Annotated in this window: 16 protein-coding genes and 2 pseudogenes; 9 read left to right on the forward strand and 9 right to left on the reverse strand. The window is 63.0% G+C overall.

What is annotated here, in order from left to right; genetic code table 11:
• Positions 1 to 136 precede the first annotated feature (136 nt).
• Positions 137 to 1201 carry an IS630 family transposase gene (locus HAP54_RS06595; RefSeq protein WP_166204319.1) on the forward strand — a complete coding sequence of 355 codons (1065 nt, stop codon included), beginning with the start codon at positions 137 to 139 and terminating at the stop codon, positions 1199 to 1201.
• Between the two features lie 356 nt (positions 1202 to 1557).
• Positions 1558 to 2721, forward strand: a complete 1164-nt coding sequence (locus tag HAP54_RS06600; RefSeq protein WP_166298459.1) for an IS4 family transposase — start codon at positions 1558 to 1560, stop codon at positions 2719 to 2721.
• A 186-nt stretch (positions 2722 to 2907) separates the two neighbouring features.
• On the opposite strand, the pseudogene HAP54_RS06605 reads toward HAP54_RS06600, so the two are convergent.
• The 4 genes and pseudogenes from HAP54_RS06605 to HAP54_RS06620 form a co-directional block, all read right to left on the reverse strand.
• A pseudogene (locus tag HAP54_RS06605) lies at positions 2908 to 3315 on the reverse strand (DUF3237 domain-containing protein); the annotation flags it as partial.
• Between the two features lie 4 nt (positions 3316 to 3319).
• A complete protein-coding gene (locus HAP54_RS06610; RefSeq protein WP_166307504.1) occupies positions 3320 to 4624 on the reverse strand; it encodes a TRAP transporter large permease in 1305 nt (434 codons plus the stop codon).
• 18 nt (positions 4625 to 4642) lie between these two features.
• On the reverse strand, positions 4643 to 5152 hold the full coding sequence (locus HAP54_RS06615) for a TRAP transporter small permease (RefSeq protein ID WP_029077919.1): 510 nt from the start codon (positions 5150 to 5152) through the stop codon (positions 4643 to 4645).
• Positions 5153 to 5355: 203 nt separating this feature from the next.
• On the reverse strand, positions 5356 to 6378 hold the full coding sequence (locus HAP54_RS06620; RefSeq protein ID WP_166299151.1) for a TRAP transporter substrate-binding protein: 1023 nt from the start codon (positions 6376 to 6378) through the stop codon (positions 5356 to 5358).
• A 280-nt stretch (positions 6379 to 6658) separates the two neighbouring features.
• Between HAP54_RS06620 and pobA the strand changes: the two genes are divergently transcribed.
• From pobA to HAP54_RS06635, 3 genes are all read left to right on the forward strand, one after another.
• On the forward strand, positions 6659 to 7828 hold the full coding sequence (gene pobA, locus HAP54_RS06625; protein WP_166299152.1) for a 4-hydroxybenzoate 3-monooxygenase: 1170 nt from the start codon (positions 6659 to 6661) through the stop codon (positions 7826 to 7828).
• A gap of 286 nt (positions 7829 to 8114) precedes the next feature.
• Entirely contained in the window at positions 8115 to 8570 is a 456-nt protein-coding gene (locus HAP54_RS06630; RefSeq protein WP_166299153.1) for a PaaI family thioesterase, read from the forward strand.
• Between the two features lie 138 nt (positions 8571 to 8708).
• The gene (locus HAP54_RS06635) at positions 8709 to 9200 is read left to right on the forward strand and encodes a hypothetical protein (protein WP_166299154.1); all 492 of its coding nucleotides are present in this window, start codon (positions 8709 to 8711) and stop codon (positions 9198 to 9200) included.
• Positions 9201 to 9217: 17 nt separating this feature from the next.
• Here HAP54_RS06635 and HAP54_RS06640 read toward each other — a convergent pair.
• Positions 9218 to 10106: pseudogene (locus HAP54_RS06640) on the reverse strand (LysR family transcriptional regulator).
• 118 nt (positions 10107 to 10224) lie between these two features.
• Here HAP54_RS06640 and HAP54_RS06645 point away from each other — a divergent pair.
• On the forward strand, positions 10225 to 10860 hold the full coding sequence (locus tag HAP54_RS06645; protein ID WP_166299155.1) for a pyridoxamine 5'-phosphate oxidase family protein: 636 nt from the start codon (positions 10225 to 10227) through the stop codon (positions 10858 to 10860).
• On the opposite strand, the gene HAP54_RS06650 is transcribed toward HAP54_RS06645, so the two are convergent.
• Together HAP54_RS06650 and HAP54_RS06655 are read right to left on the reverse strand one after the other, a co-directional pair.
• Positions 10857 to 11588 (reverse strand): glutathione S-transferase family protein, encoded by a 732-nt coding sequence (locus HAP54_RS06650; protein ID WP_166299156.1) that lies wholly within the window; start codon positions 11586 to 11588, stop codon positions 10857 to 10859. The genes HAP54_RS06645 and HAP54_RS06650 overlap by 4 nt on opposite strands.
• A gap of 64 nt (positions 11589 to 11652) precedes the next feature.
• The gene (locus HAP54_RS06655; RefSeq protein WP_029077926.1) at positions 11653 to 11886 is read right to left on the reverse strand and encodes a hypothetical protein; all 234 of its coding nucleotides are present in this window, start codon (positions 11884 to 11886) and stop codon (positions 11653 to 11655) included.
• A gap of 205 nt (positions 11887 to 12091) precedes the next feature.
• Between HAP54_RS06655 and HAP54_RS06660 the strand changes: the two genes are divergently transcribed.
• Positions 12092 to 12790 (forward strand): helix-turn-helix transcriptional regulator, encoded by a 699-nt coding sequence (locus HAP54_RS06660; protein WP_029077927.1) that lies wholly within the window; start codon positions 12092 to 12094, stop codon positions 12788 to 12790.
• A complete protein-coding gene (locus HAP54_RS06665) occupies positions 12790 to 13125 on the forward strand; it encodes a YkgJ family cysteine cluster protein (RefSeq protein ID WP_175619378.1) in 336 nt (111 codons plus the stop codon). Before HAP54_RS06660 ends, HAP54_RS06665 begins: the two co-directional genes overlap by 1 nt.
• Positions 13126 to 13134: 9 nt before the next feature.
• Here HAP54_RS06665 and HAP54_RS06670 read toward each other — a convergent pair whose 3' ends face one another.
• Both HAP54_RS06670 and HAP54_RS06675 read right to left on the reverse strand, forming a co-directional pair.
• A complete protein-coding gene (locus tag HAP54_RS06670; RefSeq protein WP_166299157.1) occupies positions 13135 to 13536 on the reverse strand; it encodes a hypothetical protein in 402 nt (133 codons plus the stop codon).
• Between the two features lie 170 nt (positions 13537 to 13706).
• Positions 13707 to 14060 carry a DUF3307 domain-containing protein gene (locus HAP54_RS06675; protein WP_083991990.1) on the reverse strand — a complete coding sequence of 118 codons (354 nt, stop codon included), beginning with the start codon at positions 14058 to 14060 and terminating at the stop codon, positions 13707 to 13709.
• Positions 14061 to 14495: 435 nt separating this feature from the next.
• Between HAP54_RS06675 and HAP54_RS06680 the strand changes: the two genes are divergently transcribed.
• Entirely contained in the window at positions 14496 to 15896 is a 1401-nt protein-coding gene (locus tag HAP54_RS06680) for a TAXI family TRAP transporter solute-binding subunit (RefSeq protein ID WP_166299158.1), read from the forward strand.
• Positions 15897 to 16990 lie beyond the last annotated feature (1094 nt).

Genomic DNA, 16990 nt, shown 5'->3' on the forward strand with positions numbered 1-16990 from the left:
GCTTACTTCGTGCTCTCCCCGGCGAGACTTGGCTTGTTTGTCACCGCCTTCGCAAGAACGCTTGCGCGTTCTGCGAGGGGACACCGGCCACTAGTACCTACTGTTCTTAAAGCGTGAGTCGTGATTCAAGGTCGGGATGATACCCGAAGCAAGAGAAGTCCACCTTTCGAGGAAAGATCGCAAGGTGCTTGAGGCGTGTTGCCGCTCCCCGGTGACGTTGCAGCGCGATTTGAAGCGGGCGCGGATAGTTCTGTTGGCGGCGGATGGACGCAGCACTCGGTCGATCGCCAAGGAAGTTGGGGTCCAGCCGCGGATTGTCAGCCTTTGGCGGCATCGCTATGCCGACCAAGGCCTTGAAGGGCTGCAAGACAAGCCGCGACCGGGCAAGCAGCCAATCTATACGAAGGCCACCGACAAGCGGATTCTGAAGCTGCTGGACAAGCCGCCGCCGGACGGGTTCGCACGCTGGACCGGGCCCCTGCTGGCCGGAGCGCTGGGCGATGTTGACGTCCAATATGTCTGGCGGTTCCTGCGCAGCCACAAGATTGACCTCGCGGCTCGTAAGTCCTGGTGTGAGAGCAACGACCCGAACTTTACGGCCAAAGCCGCCGATGTTGTCGGCCTCTATGTCGCCCCGCCCGCGAAGGCCATTGTGCTGTGCGTGGACGAGAAGCCCTCGATCCAGGCTTTGGAGCGAGCGCAGGGTTATCTGAAGTTGCCCAATGGCCGCGCCTTGACCGGCCAGAGCCACGATTACAAGCGGCATGGCACCACAACATTGTTTGCGGCGCTCGAAGTCGCCACCGGAAAGATCATCGCGGCGCATTCAAAACGCCGACGCCGCGTCGAGTTTCTCGACTTCATGAACAGCGTCACCGCGGCTTTTCCGAACCGGAAGCTTCACGTCATCCTCGACAACCTCAACACCCACAAGAAGAACGAGCATTGGCTCAAGGCCCACCCCAACGTGCAATTTCATTTCACGCCGACAAGTGCGTCTTGGCTCAATCAGGTCGAGGTATGGTTTTCGATCTTGCAGGGGCAGTCGCTCAGCGGCACCTCCTTCACAAGCCTCACGCAGCTTCAGGAGCACATCGATGCCTACGTCAACGCATACAACGACAGAGCCGAGCCCTTCGTCTGGACCAAGAAAAAGGTCCGTCAACGCCGTTTCAAAGGCCGCCGTATCACTCAGCTCTGATTCTGGGTACTAGGGCGTCAGGACCACACGACTTCACCGTCCGCCTCATGCGCACTCGTCAGTCGCGCAATCAGCGTCCACCGCATCCCACCGCGCGTTCGTGACGTGCGCAACGCCCCTCAATCGGGTGAGACGGCGGCATTAGATCGCTGAGTTGGGGTGCGCGTCAAGAGAGAATTCTGAAAAAGCGAATTTCACCGGCAGGAGCCCGGTGAGTGAGGTGAGCACGCCGTTGGGGCTCCCTCCCCCCTTGCGGGCAGGGCTGTCCGGGGAATGATTCACTGTGTCGCGGTGCATGCTCGGCAAAACCGAGGCAAATCGGTCTTTTCTGGTTGTCGAGACACAGAAGGCCGAGCATGCGATTTCGCGATAGCATTTTTAGTAGGCTGCTTGAACCGATCAATCGGCGGCAGTTTCAGACGGCTGTGGATCGTCTGGACGGGGATGCCTACGACAAGTCGTTCAAGAGCTGGGATCACCTGGTAGCGCTGATCTATGCGCAGTTGAGCGGGAACAACAGCCTGCGCGCCGTGGTGACCGGCTTCAACGCCAATCCTCAGCATCACTATCATCTGGGCACCGGCAGGTTGTCCCGCTCGACGCTGTCGGATGCCAATACCCGCCGCCCGTCCAGCATTTTTGCGCAAACCTTTGCACGATTGTCGGCGATGGCAAGCCGGCAGTTGCGGGGCGAAGGCAAGGAGATGGTGCGCCTGATCGACGCCAGTCCGATCCCGCTTGGCAAAGTTTGCACCTGGGCGGTGTGGAACGGCCGCATCCGCGGCATGAAGCTGCACGTGGTCTACGATCCCAAGGGCGATATCCCGAAGTGCGTCGAGGTGACGGCTGCCAACGTCAACGATATCGAGATCGGTCGCCAGACTCCGATCCAGGCCGGCACAACCTACGTGTTCGACAAGGGATATTGCCGTTTCGACTGGTGGCAGAAGATCAATGATAGCAAGGCTTTCTTCGTGACCCGGCCGAAGACGAGCATCCGGCTACGCGCGGTCAGGCATCGCACCATCCGCAACAGCAAGGGGGACGGCTTCAGGATCATCGTCGACGACGAGGTGAAGCTCACCAGTAAGGGCGACTCGCGTTTGCCGATACCGCTGCGGCGCATCAAGGTCAGGCGGGAGAACGGCGGCGTGATCACGCTTCTCACCAACGATACGACCCGAACGGCCGTCGAGATCGCCGCCCTCTACAAGAGCCGGTGGCAGATCGAACTGCTGTTCCGCTGGATCAAGCAGCACCTCGACATCCGCAAGTTCCTCGGCACCAACGACAATGCAATCCGCCTGCAAGTGCTTGCTGCGATGATTGCCTACCTACTGTTGCGCATTGCCGCGCGGACCAACTGCATCAAAATGCTGCCGCTCAGGCTCGCCGAACTCGTCAGCCAGTTCCTGTTCACCCGGCGAGCCTTCGCCAGCATCGACAAGCCTCCGCCAATCAACCCTAGCCGCCGCAAATGCAGAACGCCCCTCAACCAGATGGAACTCTGCTATGGTTGAATTTCCCCGGACAGCCCTGCCTTGCGGGGGGAGGGTTGGGGAGAGAGGTGGTCCCCGGGAGAGATGGTTGACGGAAGCGTCGCTCTCGCTATTCGACCGCGCGCCGCTGATGCGGAAGCCGAGAGAGTACGCCGTGTGGCACCCCTCTCCCTTGCCCTCCCCCGCAAGGGGGGAGGGAACCCTTCCGCCATTGAAGATATGCTCCATCAGCCAGCGGTACTTTTCGGCGCCGGTTTCGAATTTCGGCACGGTGCGGAAATAGATCAGCTTCGGGTCAACAGGCTCGCCGCGCTTGAGCCTCTCGAGCAGCTCGACCGGCCCAAAGCGGATGCCCTTGTTCTCGACATAGACGACGGCGCCGTCGTCGGTCTCAAAGGCATATTTCGCTTCCAGCTCGATCAGCTCGTTGGGCCGGATGATCTGGAAGTCGGCGCCGAACGAGAGCACCTTGCCGTTGACGGTCTCACCCCTCACCTCGCCGCCGATGATCGGGATGATGCGACGGACGCCGGTGCCGATGTCGCCGGCGGACGTCACCTCGGCGATCCGGGCGGTGATGGTGAAGACGTATCTGGTCTGAAGCTCCGGTGCCATGGGTTTAACCTATCATGCGCTGCGGCAGCCAGGTCGCGAGCAGCGGGAACAGGATCAGGATCACCAGCCGGATCAGGTCGGTGATGACGAACGGCAGCACGCCGACGAAGATCGTCGACATGTTGACGTCCTTGATCACGCTCTTGATCACGAACACGTTCATGCCGACCGGCGGATGGATCAGGCCGAGCTCGACTGTCATGACGATGATGATGCCGAACCAGATCGGATCGAAGCCGAGCGCGGTCACCACCGGAAACACGATCGGCACGGTGAGGATCACCATCGCCATCGCGTCCATCAGGCAGCCCAGCACCAGATACATCAGGAGGATCAGCGCCAGCACGCCATAGGGGCCGATGCCGAGCCCGGTGAGGAAGGCGGTGACGTTCTGCGGTGTCTGGGTGATGGTGAGGAAATAGCCGAAGCAGAGCGCGCCGATCAGCACGGTGAACACGGCTGCCGCGGTGCGCGTCGCCTGCAGCAGCGATTGCAGGATGCCGTCCTTGGTCAGCTTGCCGCGGAGGATGCCGATGATGAAGGCGCCGACGGCGCCGACCGCGCCGGCTTCGGTCGGGATGAAGAATCCGCCATAGAGGCCGCCGATCACGAACAGGAACAGCAGCAACGGCGACCAGACGTCGCGCAATGCGACGAAGCGTTCATGCCACGACGCCTTCTTGCCCGCCGGCAGGAAACCCGGCCGCGTCACGCCGATGATGCCGATCGTGATCATGTGCATCAGGATCGCGAGCAGGCCGGGTACCACGCCAGCGATGAACAGCTTGCCGATGTCCTGCTGGGTGATGATGCCGTAGACCGCGAGCACGGTCGACGGCGGCAGCATCGCCCCCAGCGTGCCGCCGACCGCGATCACGCCGGTGGAGAACGACTGCGGATAGCCGAAGCGGCGCATCTCGGGATAGGCCACGGCCGAGAAGGTCGCGGCGGTCGCGACCGACGAGCCCGAGATCGCGGCAAAGCCGCCGCAGGCCGCGATGGTGGCGATGCCGAGCCCGCCCTTCCAGTGGCCGACGAAGGTATTGGCGGCGCGGAACAGCTCGCGGCTGATGCCCGAGACGGACACGAAGGCGCCCATCAAAAGGAACATCGGGATCACGCCGAAGGAATAATCCGTCACCGTGCGCATCGTGGTCTGGCCGATCAGCTTCAGCGCCGGCGCGAGGCCGGTGAGATAGCCGAAGCCGGTGATGCCGACGAGGCCCATCGCCATGCCGACGGGCACGCGGAGCAGCATCAGCGCGAACAGGCTGACAAAGCCGATGACGGCGACAGTCTCCGGACTCAGGTCGAGACTCATGGCCGTCTACTCCGCGGTCTTGATCTTGGCATCGTGGATTTCTTCCGGATGGAAGATCAGCCGGTAGGTGCGGATCGCGATCAGTAGCACCGCCGAGACGTCGCCGATCCACGACACCAGGAAGAACGGCCAGATCGGCACGCCGAGGTCCATGGTGACGATGTGGCCGTTCTTGGTGTCGATCACCTTGTCGATCAACGTGTAGGTCTGCACCGTCACCACGAACAGCAGCACCAGCGTCGCGAAGATGTCGATCCAGCGCTGGTAGCGCGGCGAGGCATTGGCCCAGACCAGATCCACGGTGATGTGGGTGCCGCGATAGCTCGTCGCCGCAATGCCCCAGAAAATCAGGATGCCGAGCAGGAACTGGCCGAAATTGTAGTAGTCGGGGATCGTCACCGAGAAGAACTTGCGCATGAACACCGCAGTGAAGGTGTTGAGCGCGACGACGCCGACGAAGAAGGCCGCCACCCATTCGATCGAATCGATGAAGCGGTCCATGAAGTTCTTGCGCACCGGTTCGGGTGGACCGGTGATCGCGCCGTCTTGGGTCACTTCGGAGTTGGCAGCCATGATGTCGGACGTTCGCTGTCAGGGACGGTCATTCCGGGGCGCTCGCAAGGCGAGCGAACCCGGAATCTAGAGGTTGTGGCGCGAGATTCTCAGGTGCGCAACAGCGCACCATAGTTCGCGCTGACGCGCGCCCCGGAATGACGAGATCAGATCCCCGCCTCGTACTTCTTCAGCGTGGCCTGCAGATCGGCATCGATCTTTTCCGCATCGCCGCCAGCCTTCTTCACCGCCTCGGCCCAGCTGTCGCGCAGCGGCTTGACCGCCTTCTTCCACTCGGCGAGCTGATCTGATGTCAGCGGATAGACCTCATGGCCTTCCAGCGCCTTCATCTTGGTGCGGCCATTGGCTTCGAAATCGGTCCAGGGGTCGGTGACCTTGGAGGCCCATTCCGGCGAGCAGTGATCGTCGATCACCTTCTTCTGGGCATCCGACATCGAATTATATTTGGCGAGGTTCATGTTGTAGGTGAAAACAGTCGAATAGAGCGGCACGTCCATGTGATACTTCACCACCTTGTCGATGCCGAACAGGAAGATCGAGCCCCAGGGGAAGGTGATCTCGTCGGCCACGCCGCGCTCGATCGCGTCGCGCGATTCCGGCGCGGAGGCTTGCACGTTGGTGCCGCCGAACATCTTGACCATCTCGCCGATCGTGCTCTGCGCCGGACGCACCTTCACGCCAGAGAGATCGCTCGGCAGCAAGATCTTCTTCTTGCCGTGCAGCGCGCCCGGATCGTGGATGAAGGCGAAGCACAGCTTGGTGTCCTTCATCTCGGTCGGCGCGTATTTGTGGTACCACTCGTTCAGCGCCAGCGTGCCCTTCTTGCCGTCGGAGAACACGAACGGAAGCTGGCCGGCAGCTGCGATCGGGAAGCGGCCGGGCTGGTAGCCGGGATTTACATAGGTGACATCAGCGATGCCGTCGCGCGCCATGTCGTAATGGTCGAACGCCTTGCCGAGCTGCTCGGAGGGGAACACGGTGACCTTGATGGTGCCGCCCGATGCCTTGTCGATATCGGCGGCCCAGGCCTGCGTCGCCGGCACCAGCGGATGTGCCGGCGGCACCCATAGCGAGACTTTGAGATAGACGGTCTTGTCCTGCGCCACGGCGGGACCAGCGGCCGGCACAAAGGCCGCGGCCATCAGCAGGGCCAACAATTTATTCCTCATCACGTCTCCTCCTCTCCAGGACGGGCTTGGTACCCGCCTCATTACTTAACATGTTATCTAATTCGAGCGCATATTCAAGCCGAAATCCGCATGGTGGACGCCTCGTCGCACCTCCGCCCCCGGGCCCACCCCTGTGCATCTCGCATTGCGGCGAACACTTTTCCCGGGCGAAACGCCCTTTGCCAGGACGGCTATATGATATAGTTGCCTTGGCAAGTGGATGGCGCACGCCCCGGCGCGGGCGCCCGACGTCAGCCTATCGTATCGGGAGGAGCAGGTATTGCGGACAAAAGTAGCAATCATTGGCGCAGGTCCGGCCGGACTGTTGCTTGGGCAACTACTTCATTCTTTCGGCATAGACAACGTCATTCTTGAGCGGCAGACCCCGGACTACGTGCTGGGGCGGATTCGCGCCGGCCTGCTCGAGGAAGGCACGGTCTCCCTGCTCGACCAGGTCGGCGCCGGCACCCGCCTGCATCAGGAGGGCCTGGTCCATCACGGCGTCGAGCTGGCGTTTGGCGGCGCGCGGCACCGCATCGACATGCATGCGGCGACCGGCAAGACCGTGACCATCTACGGCCAGACCGAGGTCACGCTCGATCTGATGAACGCCCGCAAGGCGGCCGGACTGACCTCGGTCTACTCCGCCGCCGACGTCAAGCCGCATGATTTCGACACCGATCATCCGCGCGTCAGCTACGTCAAGGACGGCGTCGCCCACGAAATCGCCTGCGATTTCATCGCCGGCTGCGACGGCTTCCATGGGGTCAGCCGCGCCAGCGTTCCCGCCTCGGCGATCACCAGCTACGAGCGGGTGTATCCGTTCGGCTGGCTCGGGATTCTTTCCGAGACCCCGCCGGTCTCGCCGGAATTGATCTACAACAACCACGAGCGCGGCTTCGCGCTGTGCACGATGCGCTCGACCCACCGCAGCCGCTATTATGTGCAGTGCCCGCTCGACGATCATGTCGACCAATGGTCGGACGAGCGGTTCTGGGACGAATTGAAGCGGCGCCTCGACCAGAAGGCCGCCGACGAGATCGTCACCGGTCCCTCGATCGAAAAGAGCATCGCGCCGCTGCGCAGCTTCGTCGCCGAGCCGATGCGGTTCGGCCGGATGTTCCTGGCCGGCGACGCCTCGCACATCGTGCCGCCGACCGGCGCCAAGGGCCTGAACCTTGCGGCCAGCGACGTGCATTATCTGTCGCAGGCGCTGCGCGAATTCTACGACGAGAAGTCCTCGGCGGGTCTCGACGGTTACTCGGCGAAGGCGCTGGCGCGGGTCTGGAAGGCGGTGCGCTTCTCCTGGTGGATGACCTCGATGCTGCACAAATTCCCCGACGAGGGCGAATTCGCCGCGCGCATCCAGATCGCCGAGCTCGACTATCTCGTCAGCTCGAAGGCGGCGTCGACCTCGCTGTCGGAGAATTATGTTGGGCTGCCGTTTTAAGTAGGTCGCTGTTTCTTTCGTCGAGCAACCTCGTCGTTACACCCTCAGCCGTCATACCCCGCGCATGCGGGGTATCCGGTACGCCGCGGCTTCTCGATCCATGCCGTGCGGTCTCTGGAATACTGGATCGCCCGGTCAAGCCGGGCGATGACAGCGGGAGATGGGGCGACAGGCCGGAGCCACATTCAAACACCCACGCGAATCCCGTTTAAAACTTTGTAGGCGGTGAAACCGTCATCGACATCGCGTTCAATGGCGTCAACGCAACGCCATATGCGAGCTTCAGATGACGACCAATACTTCCGTCGCCCCCTATATCCCCCAAGACGTCCCTCAAGGCTTCGAGCCGCTGTTCCGCAAGAGCCCGCTCACGGAGCCCTGGGAACCGCTTTACCAAAAGAAGACCGAACGGGCCGTCATCATCGGCCTGCGGCTCGCCAGGCCGCACACCAACGGCCGCGGCCTGATCCATGGCGGGCTGATCGCTGCACTCGCCGACAACGCGATGGGCTATAGCTGCGGACAGGCGACCGGCTGGACCACCTCGTTCGTGACGATATCGCTCGCGGTCGATTTCGTAGGCTCCGCCAATGTCGGGCAGTGGCTCGCGATCGAGAGCGATGTGATCAAGGCCGGCAGCACGATCTGCTTCGCGCAGAGCCTGATCAAGGCCGATGGCGTCACGATCGCGCGCGCCAGCGGCACGTTCCGCGTGGTGCCGAAGAAGGCGCCCGTGACTTGAGGTGCTCTCGAGCGGAGCGCACGGCTTGCCGCGGTAAACAGAAAGGCAAATTCCGCAACATCTCTTAACGTCGCCGCCATATCTCCACGACCGGGCGCGGGTAGGGTCAATCGCATTGCGATTTGGAGATCGGCTCAAATGTCTTGGAAATTTTCCATCGTGCGAACCGGCATCGCGGCGTGCCTCGCACTGGTGACCTCGGGCTCGTCGTATGCGGCGACAAGTCTGGACAGCCTGGCAGGCGGTTGGGCCGGATCCGGTTCGATGAAGCCCTCGAACGGGGACTGGGAGAAGGTCCGCTGCAAGGTCGCCTACAACGTCACCAAGCCAGGCAAGGCGATCAGCCTGGACCTCCGATGCGCAAGCGATGCCTACAAGATGTCGCTGTCCGCAAACATCGAACAGAACGAAACGCAGCTTTCGGGCAACTGGTTCGAGAGCGAGTACCGGCAGGGCGGCAAAATCTCGGGGACCAACTCCGACGGACTGATCGAGGCGCGCATCGAGGGCGAGACGGTTGCCGCGCTGGTGACGATCCGAACCAAGGGCGGCCACCAGTCGTTCGTGATGGAAGCGCCCGGCTCCTGGCTGTCGCAGGTCACCATCGAACTGAACAAGGACGCCAAATGACGGACCGCTTGCGCTAGCTAACCAAAATGCCAGTCGGTGATCTCGGTGACGAGATCGATGAAGGTCCGCACCTTGGCCGACAGCAGCCGCGTGGTCGGATAGACGACGTGGATCGGCACCGCCGGCTGCTCGAATTCGGCGAGCACGATCTGGAGCCGCCGCGCTTTCAGCGATTCGGCGGCCTGGTAGGCCATCACCCGCGTCAGTCCGCCATCCTGCTCGGCGTACTGGATGGCGGCATCTGAACTGTTGCTGGTGAAGCGCGGCGTGGGAGTGATGCGAATCTCCTGCCCGTCCTCCATGAAGCGCCAATCCGGCGTCGCGGTCATGGCGCCGAACTGGATCGTGTCATGGGCGGTGAGATCAGCCGGCCGCTTCGGCTCGCCGCGAAGCTTGAGGTAGCCGGCCGACGCCACCACGATCCGGCGCATCTGGCCGACATGCCGCGCAACCAGCGTCGAATCCGGCAGGTGCCCGAGCCTGACCGCGAGGTCGACGCCGTCCTCGACCAGGTTGATCCTGCGGTCCGACAGCCGCAGGTCGACGCCGACATCGGGATAGCGCTTCAGATAGACGCTCCGGGCTGACATGCAGCCGCCCGAAGCCGAACGGCGCCGAGATCACCAGCCGGCCCTCGGGGCGGGTGCGCTCGCTCTCCACCGCGTCCTCGGCCTCCTCGACGTCGGCGAGGATCCGCCGCGCCCGCTCCAGATAGCGTGAGCCGGCGTCGGTCAGCGTCACCTGCCGCGTGGTCCGCTGCAGCAGCCGCGCCCCCAGCCGCTCCTCCAGCGCCGCGATCAGCCGCGTGATCGCCGAGGGCGACAGGCCGAGCTTGCGGGCGGCGGGGGCAAAACCCTCAAGATCCGCCACCGCGACAAAGGCCTGCATGGCGTCGATCCGGTCCATGACACTATTGCATAATCGGCAACAGTGAAGTGTCAATTCACAAGATTGCCTACGATCCGGAAATGCCCATGTTAGGGGCGGACGCCGACCGCTTTGTCGCCCGCATCGGGAGGCTCAGATGTCAGACGTTCGCAGCTATCCGAGCGATGTCGGATTCACGCCTGCCGTGAAGGCGATCCAGACCCGCAAGGGCTCGCGCGATACCTATGCCGAGGTCGAGGAGCATGGCGGCTGGCGCACCGAGGTCGATGAAACCCTCGGGGCCTTCCTCGCCAACACCAACAGCTTCTATCTCGCGACCGCCTCGGCCGATGGACAGCCCTACATCCAGCATCGCGGCGGGCCGAAGGGGTTCATCAAGGTGCTCGACAAGCACACCATCGCGTTTGCCGATTACAGCGGCAACCGGCAATTCATCACCCAGGGCAATCTCTCGGAGAACCCGAAGGCCTATATCTTCGTGATGAACTATGCGTACCGGCAGCGCGTGAAGATCTGGGGCGAGGCGCAGGTGGTGGAAGACGATCCGGCACTGATGCGCTCGCTGATGCCGCAGGGCTACCGGGCGCGGCCGGAACAGGTGATCCTGTTCAAGGTCACGGCATGGGACACCAACTGCCCGCAGCACATTCCGCAGAAATTCGACGCTGCCGATGTGGCGACGGCGCTCGCCTCACGCGACCAGCGCATTGCCGAGCTCGAGGCGGAGCTGGCCGCACTGAAAGGCCAGCCCGCTCTCGCCGCAACGAGCTAGGCTGCCTGCTGCTGCAGCGGCGCCCAGGCGAATTCCGGATAATATTGCTGCATCATCCGGCCGACATAGGCGGTGAGGTTGTCGAACTTCTCGGTACGCTCGCGCAGCGGCGAATCGAAGAACGGTGTCAGGATTCCCGCCAGCGCGCCGAACGCGGTGGCGTCGGTGCCGCAGGGCGCGTTGCCCATCAGATAGGGCTTGTCGCCGAGCTGGACCGACAGCGCGAACAGCGAGCGGAGCGCGAGATCGACGTCCTCATCGGGCCCATGGCGGCCGAGTCCGCTCAGCAGATAGTTCTCTGCAACGCGGAACTGGGCGTCCTCGCGCAGCTTGTCGCGCATGTGATCGGGCGCGCCATCGAAGAAGTGTGCCGGGCCCTTGGCGAAATTGGTGTCGTCGACCCAGCGTGCGCCGACCAGCGCCCAGTAGACGTGATGCTCGATCATACGCTCGAAGGCCCAGGCCTGAGCGCGCGCCTGCAGGCAGAGCGGCGCGTCGAAATCGAAGCCGTATTTACCCTCGACATGGGCGCGGATGAAGGTCGAATCGGCGATGGTCTCGCCGTCATCGGCGATGAAGGGCAGCTGGCCCTTGGGAGAGGCCGGCGGCATCGCCTTTTCCTTGACGTAAGCGAGCCCGGCCATCTTGAGCTGGACCTCGGTTTTGGTCACGAAGGGGCTGATTTCAGGCAGGCCGAAACCCGTGCCAAAGCCAAAAAGCGTAATCATATGAAGCTCCCGATCGCCTGTGGTCGTGAAGTGAAGCTAGCGGCCCCCTGCTGCCAGCATGGTGTCAGCAGTAGTGGCATTCACTGTCGAGCGGGCCGACCGGTGCGAGGCGGCGAACCGCCTCGCGAACGCGCTTGACCAGCCGTGCCCGCCCGTAGGACCAGGCAGCGCCGATCGACTGTGCGACCAGCGCAACCAGGGCCCAGCGCAGGTCGCCGGAGGTGGAGTAGACCGTGACCAGTTGTTCCAGCGCGAAGCTCTGCGCTTGCCGGAAACCGAGTTCATCAAGATTCGTCATGGACAAATTCCCTTCACTTGAGGTGTTGTCCTGATATAGCCCCCACCTGCTGCCAACATGCTGTCAGCAGCAGTTGGACGGGACGCAGAAAAGCCGACGCGCCGAGAGACCAACAGAGCTGCCGAGACGCCTGTAAGACACTCGTCAAGACAGCTGAGAACAGACCTGAGAAGAGAGCGACCAGAGAATTGCCAAGAGAGTTGCCATGAGACGCGCCGACCGGCTGTTTCAGATCATCCAGGTGCTCCGCCGCACCCGTAAGCCTTTGACCGCGGATGCGATCGCAGCCGAGCTCGAGACATCGAAGCGGACGATCTATCGCGACATCGCCAGCCTGATCGAGCAGCGGGTGCCGATCCGCGGCGAGGCCGGCATGGGCTACATCCTGGAGAAGGGCTTCGACCTGCCGCCCTTGATGCTGACACCCGACGAGATCGAGGCCTGCGTGCTCGGCGCGCAATGGGTGGTCGGTCACGCCGATCCGGCGCTGGCGCGTGCGGCCGAGGACCTGATGGCCAAGATCGCCGAGACCGTGCCCGACCGCCTGCGGCCATTCGTGCTGGAGCCGGCGAGCCGCGCCCGCTCGGCCTGGAACCGGGAGCCCGACCGCATCGACATGGTCAGGACCCGCAGCCAGATCCACGAGGGCAAGAAGATCACGCTGAACTATCGCGACGAGCATGGCCGCGACTCGGAGCGTACGGTCTGGCCGATCGCGGTCGGCTATCATGAGGCGGTGCGGCTGCTCGCCGCCTGGTGCGAGCTGCGCAAGGATTTTCGCAGCTTCCGCACCGATCGCGTGGTCACTGCTGTTTATCACGACGAGAAATATCCGGAGCGGCGCGACCTGCTCAGGGCGCGTTGGCGGCGCAGCCTGGTGTGGGAAGCGCCGAGGGACACCTGATGGCCGACAGCGAGATCGACGCGACGGAGGCAAGCCCCTGCCAGTCCTGCGGCGCCTGCTGCAGCTATTCGGAGAACTGGCCGCGCTTTACCGTCGAGGACAACGCGCAGCTCGAGCTGATCCCTGCGCAGTTCGTCAACACGCGACAGTCAGGGATGCGCTGCGACGGCGATCGCTGCTCGGCACTGTCGGGGCGGGTGGGAGAGGCAACGCGCTGCGAGGTCTATGCGGCGCGGCCGGAGGTGTGCCGCACCTGCTTGCCGGGCGACGCGGAATGCGCGATGGCGCGGCGCCGGCACGGGCTGCCGCTCATCCCGAGCGCGCAGCCGGTTTGATCGCGCTGTTTAGGCCGTCACCGTCGCGGTGAACTCCTCGTCGTCGATCTCGTCATCGACAACAGGCGCGAAGGTCGACAGCGGCTTGGTCGACAGCGTGATCGGCTTGCGGCCGCCATGCGAGACGGTCGCAACGCGGGCCGGTTCACGCGCCAGCGCGTAGAGCGTCGACCCGACGCGGCCGCCGAAATTGATCAGCTCGCGCTCGGTGCAGCTCGACGCAATCGCGACTGCGAGTGCGTGCAGATGGCTGCGGCGATAGCAGAACAGCGCCAGCCTCGCCCTGGCGTCGGGCGCGACATTGGCGACCAGCAGCGAAAGCCCGTTGGGGTTGGCGCGGTACATCTGGCCGAGCAGGTAGTCCGCAACTGGGCAGGCATCGTTATCGAATGCGTCGCGGCTTGAAAACATTTGCAAATCCCCCTTGATCCGGAAGATGCCGCGCAATCCTCTACCGAAAGGTTAACCACGGCCTCCGGTCGTTTCCGGGGCCCCTTGCCCGTTGCACGCGAATCACATCCGCGCCGAAGCGGGCGGATGGTCAGTGATTCGAATCGAGAGAAGAGAGGTCCGGGAGCCGCTCAGTTCGCGGCCATGTAGATCGACAGTGCGAAGCCGGTGAGGTGGTGGAGCGCCTGGTCGACCCCGATCAGGGTCCAGAACCAGGGATGGCCCGACTCCAGCGTCACGCCGAAATGCGAGGCGCAGATTCCCTTGCACCGATCGACGATGATGTGGATCACGAAGTCGACGAAGGCGACGTACCAGAACCGCGGCGCCACCACCAGGATCAGCGCCAGCGCGACCGCCAGATGCACCAGGCAATGCGCGAGCAGCGGCATCGCCCAGCCGGTCTTCTGGTCCTTGCCGATCGCCATCCAGGCGTTCTGCAGCATGAAGTCGGCGATGATGTGCTTCGCGGTGAGAAGCAACATCCATCCCACCAGGGCACCAACCGACACCGACGATGACATGGCAGGAAACAACAAGCTGACGCCCTTTTACTTCGATGAAAGTGATTGCAGGAAATCCGGGTCAGGCCGTCAGCACAATTCCGCGAACCGAAGCTTGTCTCATTTATGACATCTCCGGCGGCGGAATGCACCAGCGGTTGCTACGAAAATCACATCCTCCTCCCGGCGTCGATAGTGGCGATGGTCATGCGGCAACGCAACGCGGGGCAGCCGAGGTTAAGGTTACGGCGGCTCGCCGGTTTGCATTCCCGCCCGGGAGGTATATCGTCAGGATGCAGGAAATTTTCTTTCTTTTATAGTCATTTACGGATTCACCGGGCAGCGCCGCGCCGATCCGGTTGCGGCCGAGGGCCGTCAAGCGCAGCCCCGGGCGGGTGATGAGCCAGGTGATCAGCCATGAGTGCCGAAGCCCCCTCGCCTTCGCCAGTGCCGCCGCGGCCGCATCCCCCGGTCGCCAAGAGCAACCGCGCGCAGATCATCGTCTTCACCCTGCTGACGCTGTTCTTGAGCGCGATCACGGTGGTCGGCGGCCGGGTCTGGCTGCGCAATTCCGAGACGCTGGTGTTCGCGGTCGGCGATGCCAAGGGCCCGGAGGCCAAGTTCGCGGCACGTCTCGCCACCGTGCTGAAGACCAATTCGTCGCGGCTGCGGCTGAAGATCGCGCCGAACCCCGACAACGCCAAGGCGCTGGCGCAGTTCGATCGCCGCGACGCCGCGCTTGCCATCCTGCGCACCGATGCAAAAGTGCCGCCGCGCGCCCGCGCGATTGCGATCCTCGAACATGACGTGGTGCTGGTGCTCAGCCCCGGCGGCAAGAAGATCAAGTCGCTCGCCGAGCTCAAGAAGAAGAAGATCGCCGTGGTCGGCGACGGCGAGAACAGCGTCAATTTCGTCCGCAGCGCGCTGGAGATTTCCGACAGCCCGGATGCTGCGCAGCGGGTGCAGCAGGCGCCGCCGAACACCCCGTTCGACAAACTGTTCGCTTCCGGCTTTTCCGCCGTGGTCGCGATCGAGCATGCCTCGAAGATCATAAAGGACAAGACCTACGAGCAATATGCCAAGCGCTCCGGCGGCTTCACGTTGAACGCGATCGACGCGGCCAAGGCGCTGGCGCGCAAATATCCGGCGATCTCGGAGGAGACGGTCTCGACCGGCATGCTGTCGTCCTCGCCGGCGATCCCCGATGACGACGTCGACACCATCGGACTGGAATGGCTGCTGGTCGCGCAATCCTGGATGTCGACGACGACGGCCGCCGAGCTCGCGCGCATCGTCTATGAGAACAAGTCCGAGCTCGCGCTCGACGACGGCTTCGCCTCCAAGATCGAGCCGGCGGAGACCGACAAGGACGCCTTCATCGTCGCCCATCAGGGCGCCGCCGAGTACATCAACGACGACACCAAGTCGTTCATGGATCGCTACAGCGACGTGATGTATCTCGGCGCCGCCGCACTCAGCATCATCGGCTCGATCTTCGCCGCGATCTACACCAAGATCACCCGCGTCGCGCCGGCGAAGGCGAGCGAGCTCGCGGGCCGGATCCTCGACATCGGCGAGCGCGTCGAGCACACCACCTGCGCCGAACATCTCGACGAATTGCAGGACGAGCTCGAGGCGATCCTGCGCGGTGCGGTGATCGGCTTGCGCGACGGCACCGTGTCCGGCGACGGGCTCGACACCTTCAAGCTCGGCTACGAGCTGGTCCGCGACGAGATCGCACTGCGCCGCGATCATCTCAAGCGCCACCCGGCGGCACCGGATGAAAATATTGTGGTGGTGAAGGCCGCGAGCGGGTGAGGCAACTTGTTCGGTGTCATCACCCGCGCATGCGGGTGATCCAGTATTCCAGAGACGCCGTTGCTTGAGCCGAGAGGCCGCGGCGTACTGGATCGCCCGGTCGAGCCGGGCGATGACAGTGTGGGTGGAGACACAGCTTCGCCTTCTCGCGACATGAATCGTCCGAGCTTTGCATCTCGTTCCGCCCTCTCCTCTTCGCAGAGGGCGCAGGGAAAGCCGGGTGCCGATCGCACCCATGGGCCCCGAGCAATGGGTAGAAAGCTCGGGGGTAGGACCACAGGTGTAACCGGAAACACTCCGGCTTTCCCCGCGCGATGGGTTGAATTTGGGAGTGACCTGCTTTGCTTTAAGCGAACAGAAACTAAGGCTTGGTCGATGTTCTCGGCAGGACTACTGAGAAGCCTATTCAGTTCTGGGCACATGAATTCCCATAGGTCGCCATCTGTCCTTCCGGTTTGCGGCCGAAACTATTTCCGCCGCTGTGTACACTAGTGGACAGAACCAAGGGCATTAATGATGCTTGATATCGCTATCACCGCCCCGCTCGTGGCTACTATCGGTGACGAGACCGCCTGGTTGCGCTCCCGCCTTCCTCATATGGAAAGGAGCGCGCCATGCAACGGCGTCGTTTCAAGCAAACACAATCGCTGGAAGAACGTTTGGCTGACGAGGCGCAACTCCTGCGCCGGCAAGCTGACGCGCTCACACCCGGGCCTGATCGGGAAGCCCTTTTGAAGAAGGCCAGACAGGCTGAGACCGGATCGCATATGAGCGAGTGGCTGCGATCCACCGAGCTTCGACCTCCCCAGTAGAGACCAACCAACCACTTGCGCGTCGAGCCGCCACGCATAGCAACGTTTTGCGCGCCCAAACGTATCCCTTATACTGGAGGATTGCAGTTTCCAGTTTAAGTGCCAGCGCCGCCAAGTCTTATACAGCTTGGTCGCGTTGTGCGCTTGAGCGTCAGCTCAGTTGGCTTGCTTCACAAGATCACCACGCGAGCGGCCACCTAGCGTTAGCGCCAGCAACAACAGCACTGCGCGCGGCACACGGTCGATCATGGGATGCCTGAAAGGCTGCCTCAGTTGACGGCC

The organism is Bradyrhizobium sp. 2S1, assembly GCF_011516625.5.
Classification (GTDB): Bacteria; Pseudomonadota; Alphaproteobacteria; order Rhizobiales; family Xanthobacteraceae; genus Bradyrhizobium; species Bradyrhizobium septentrionale.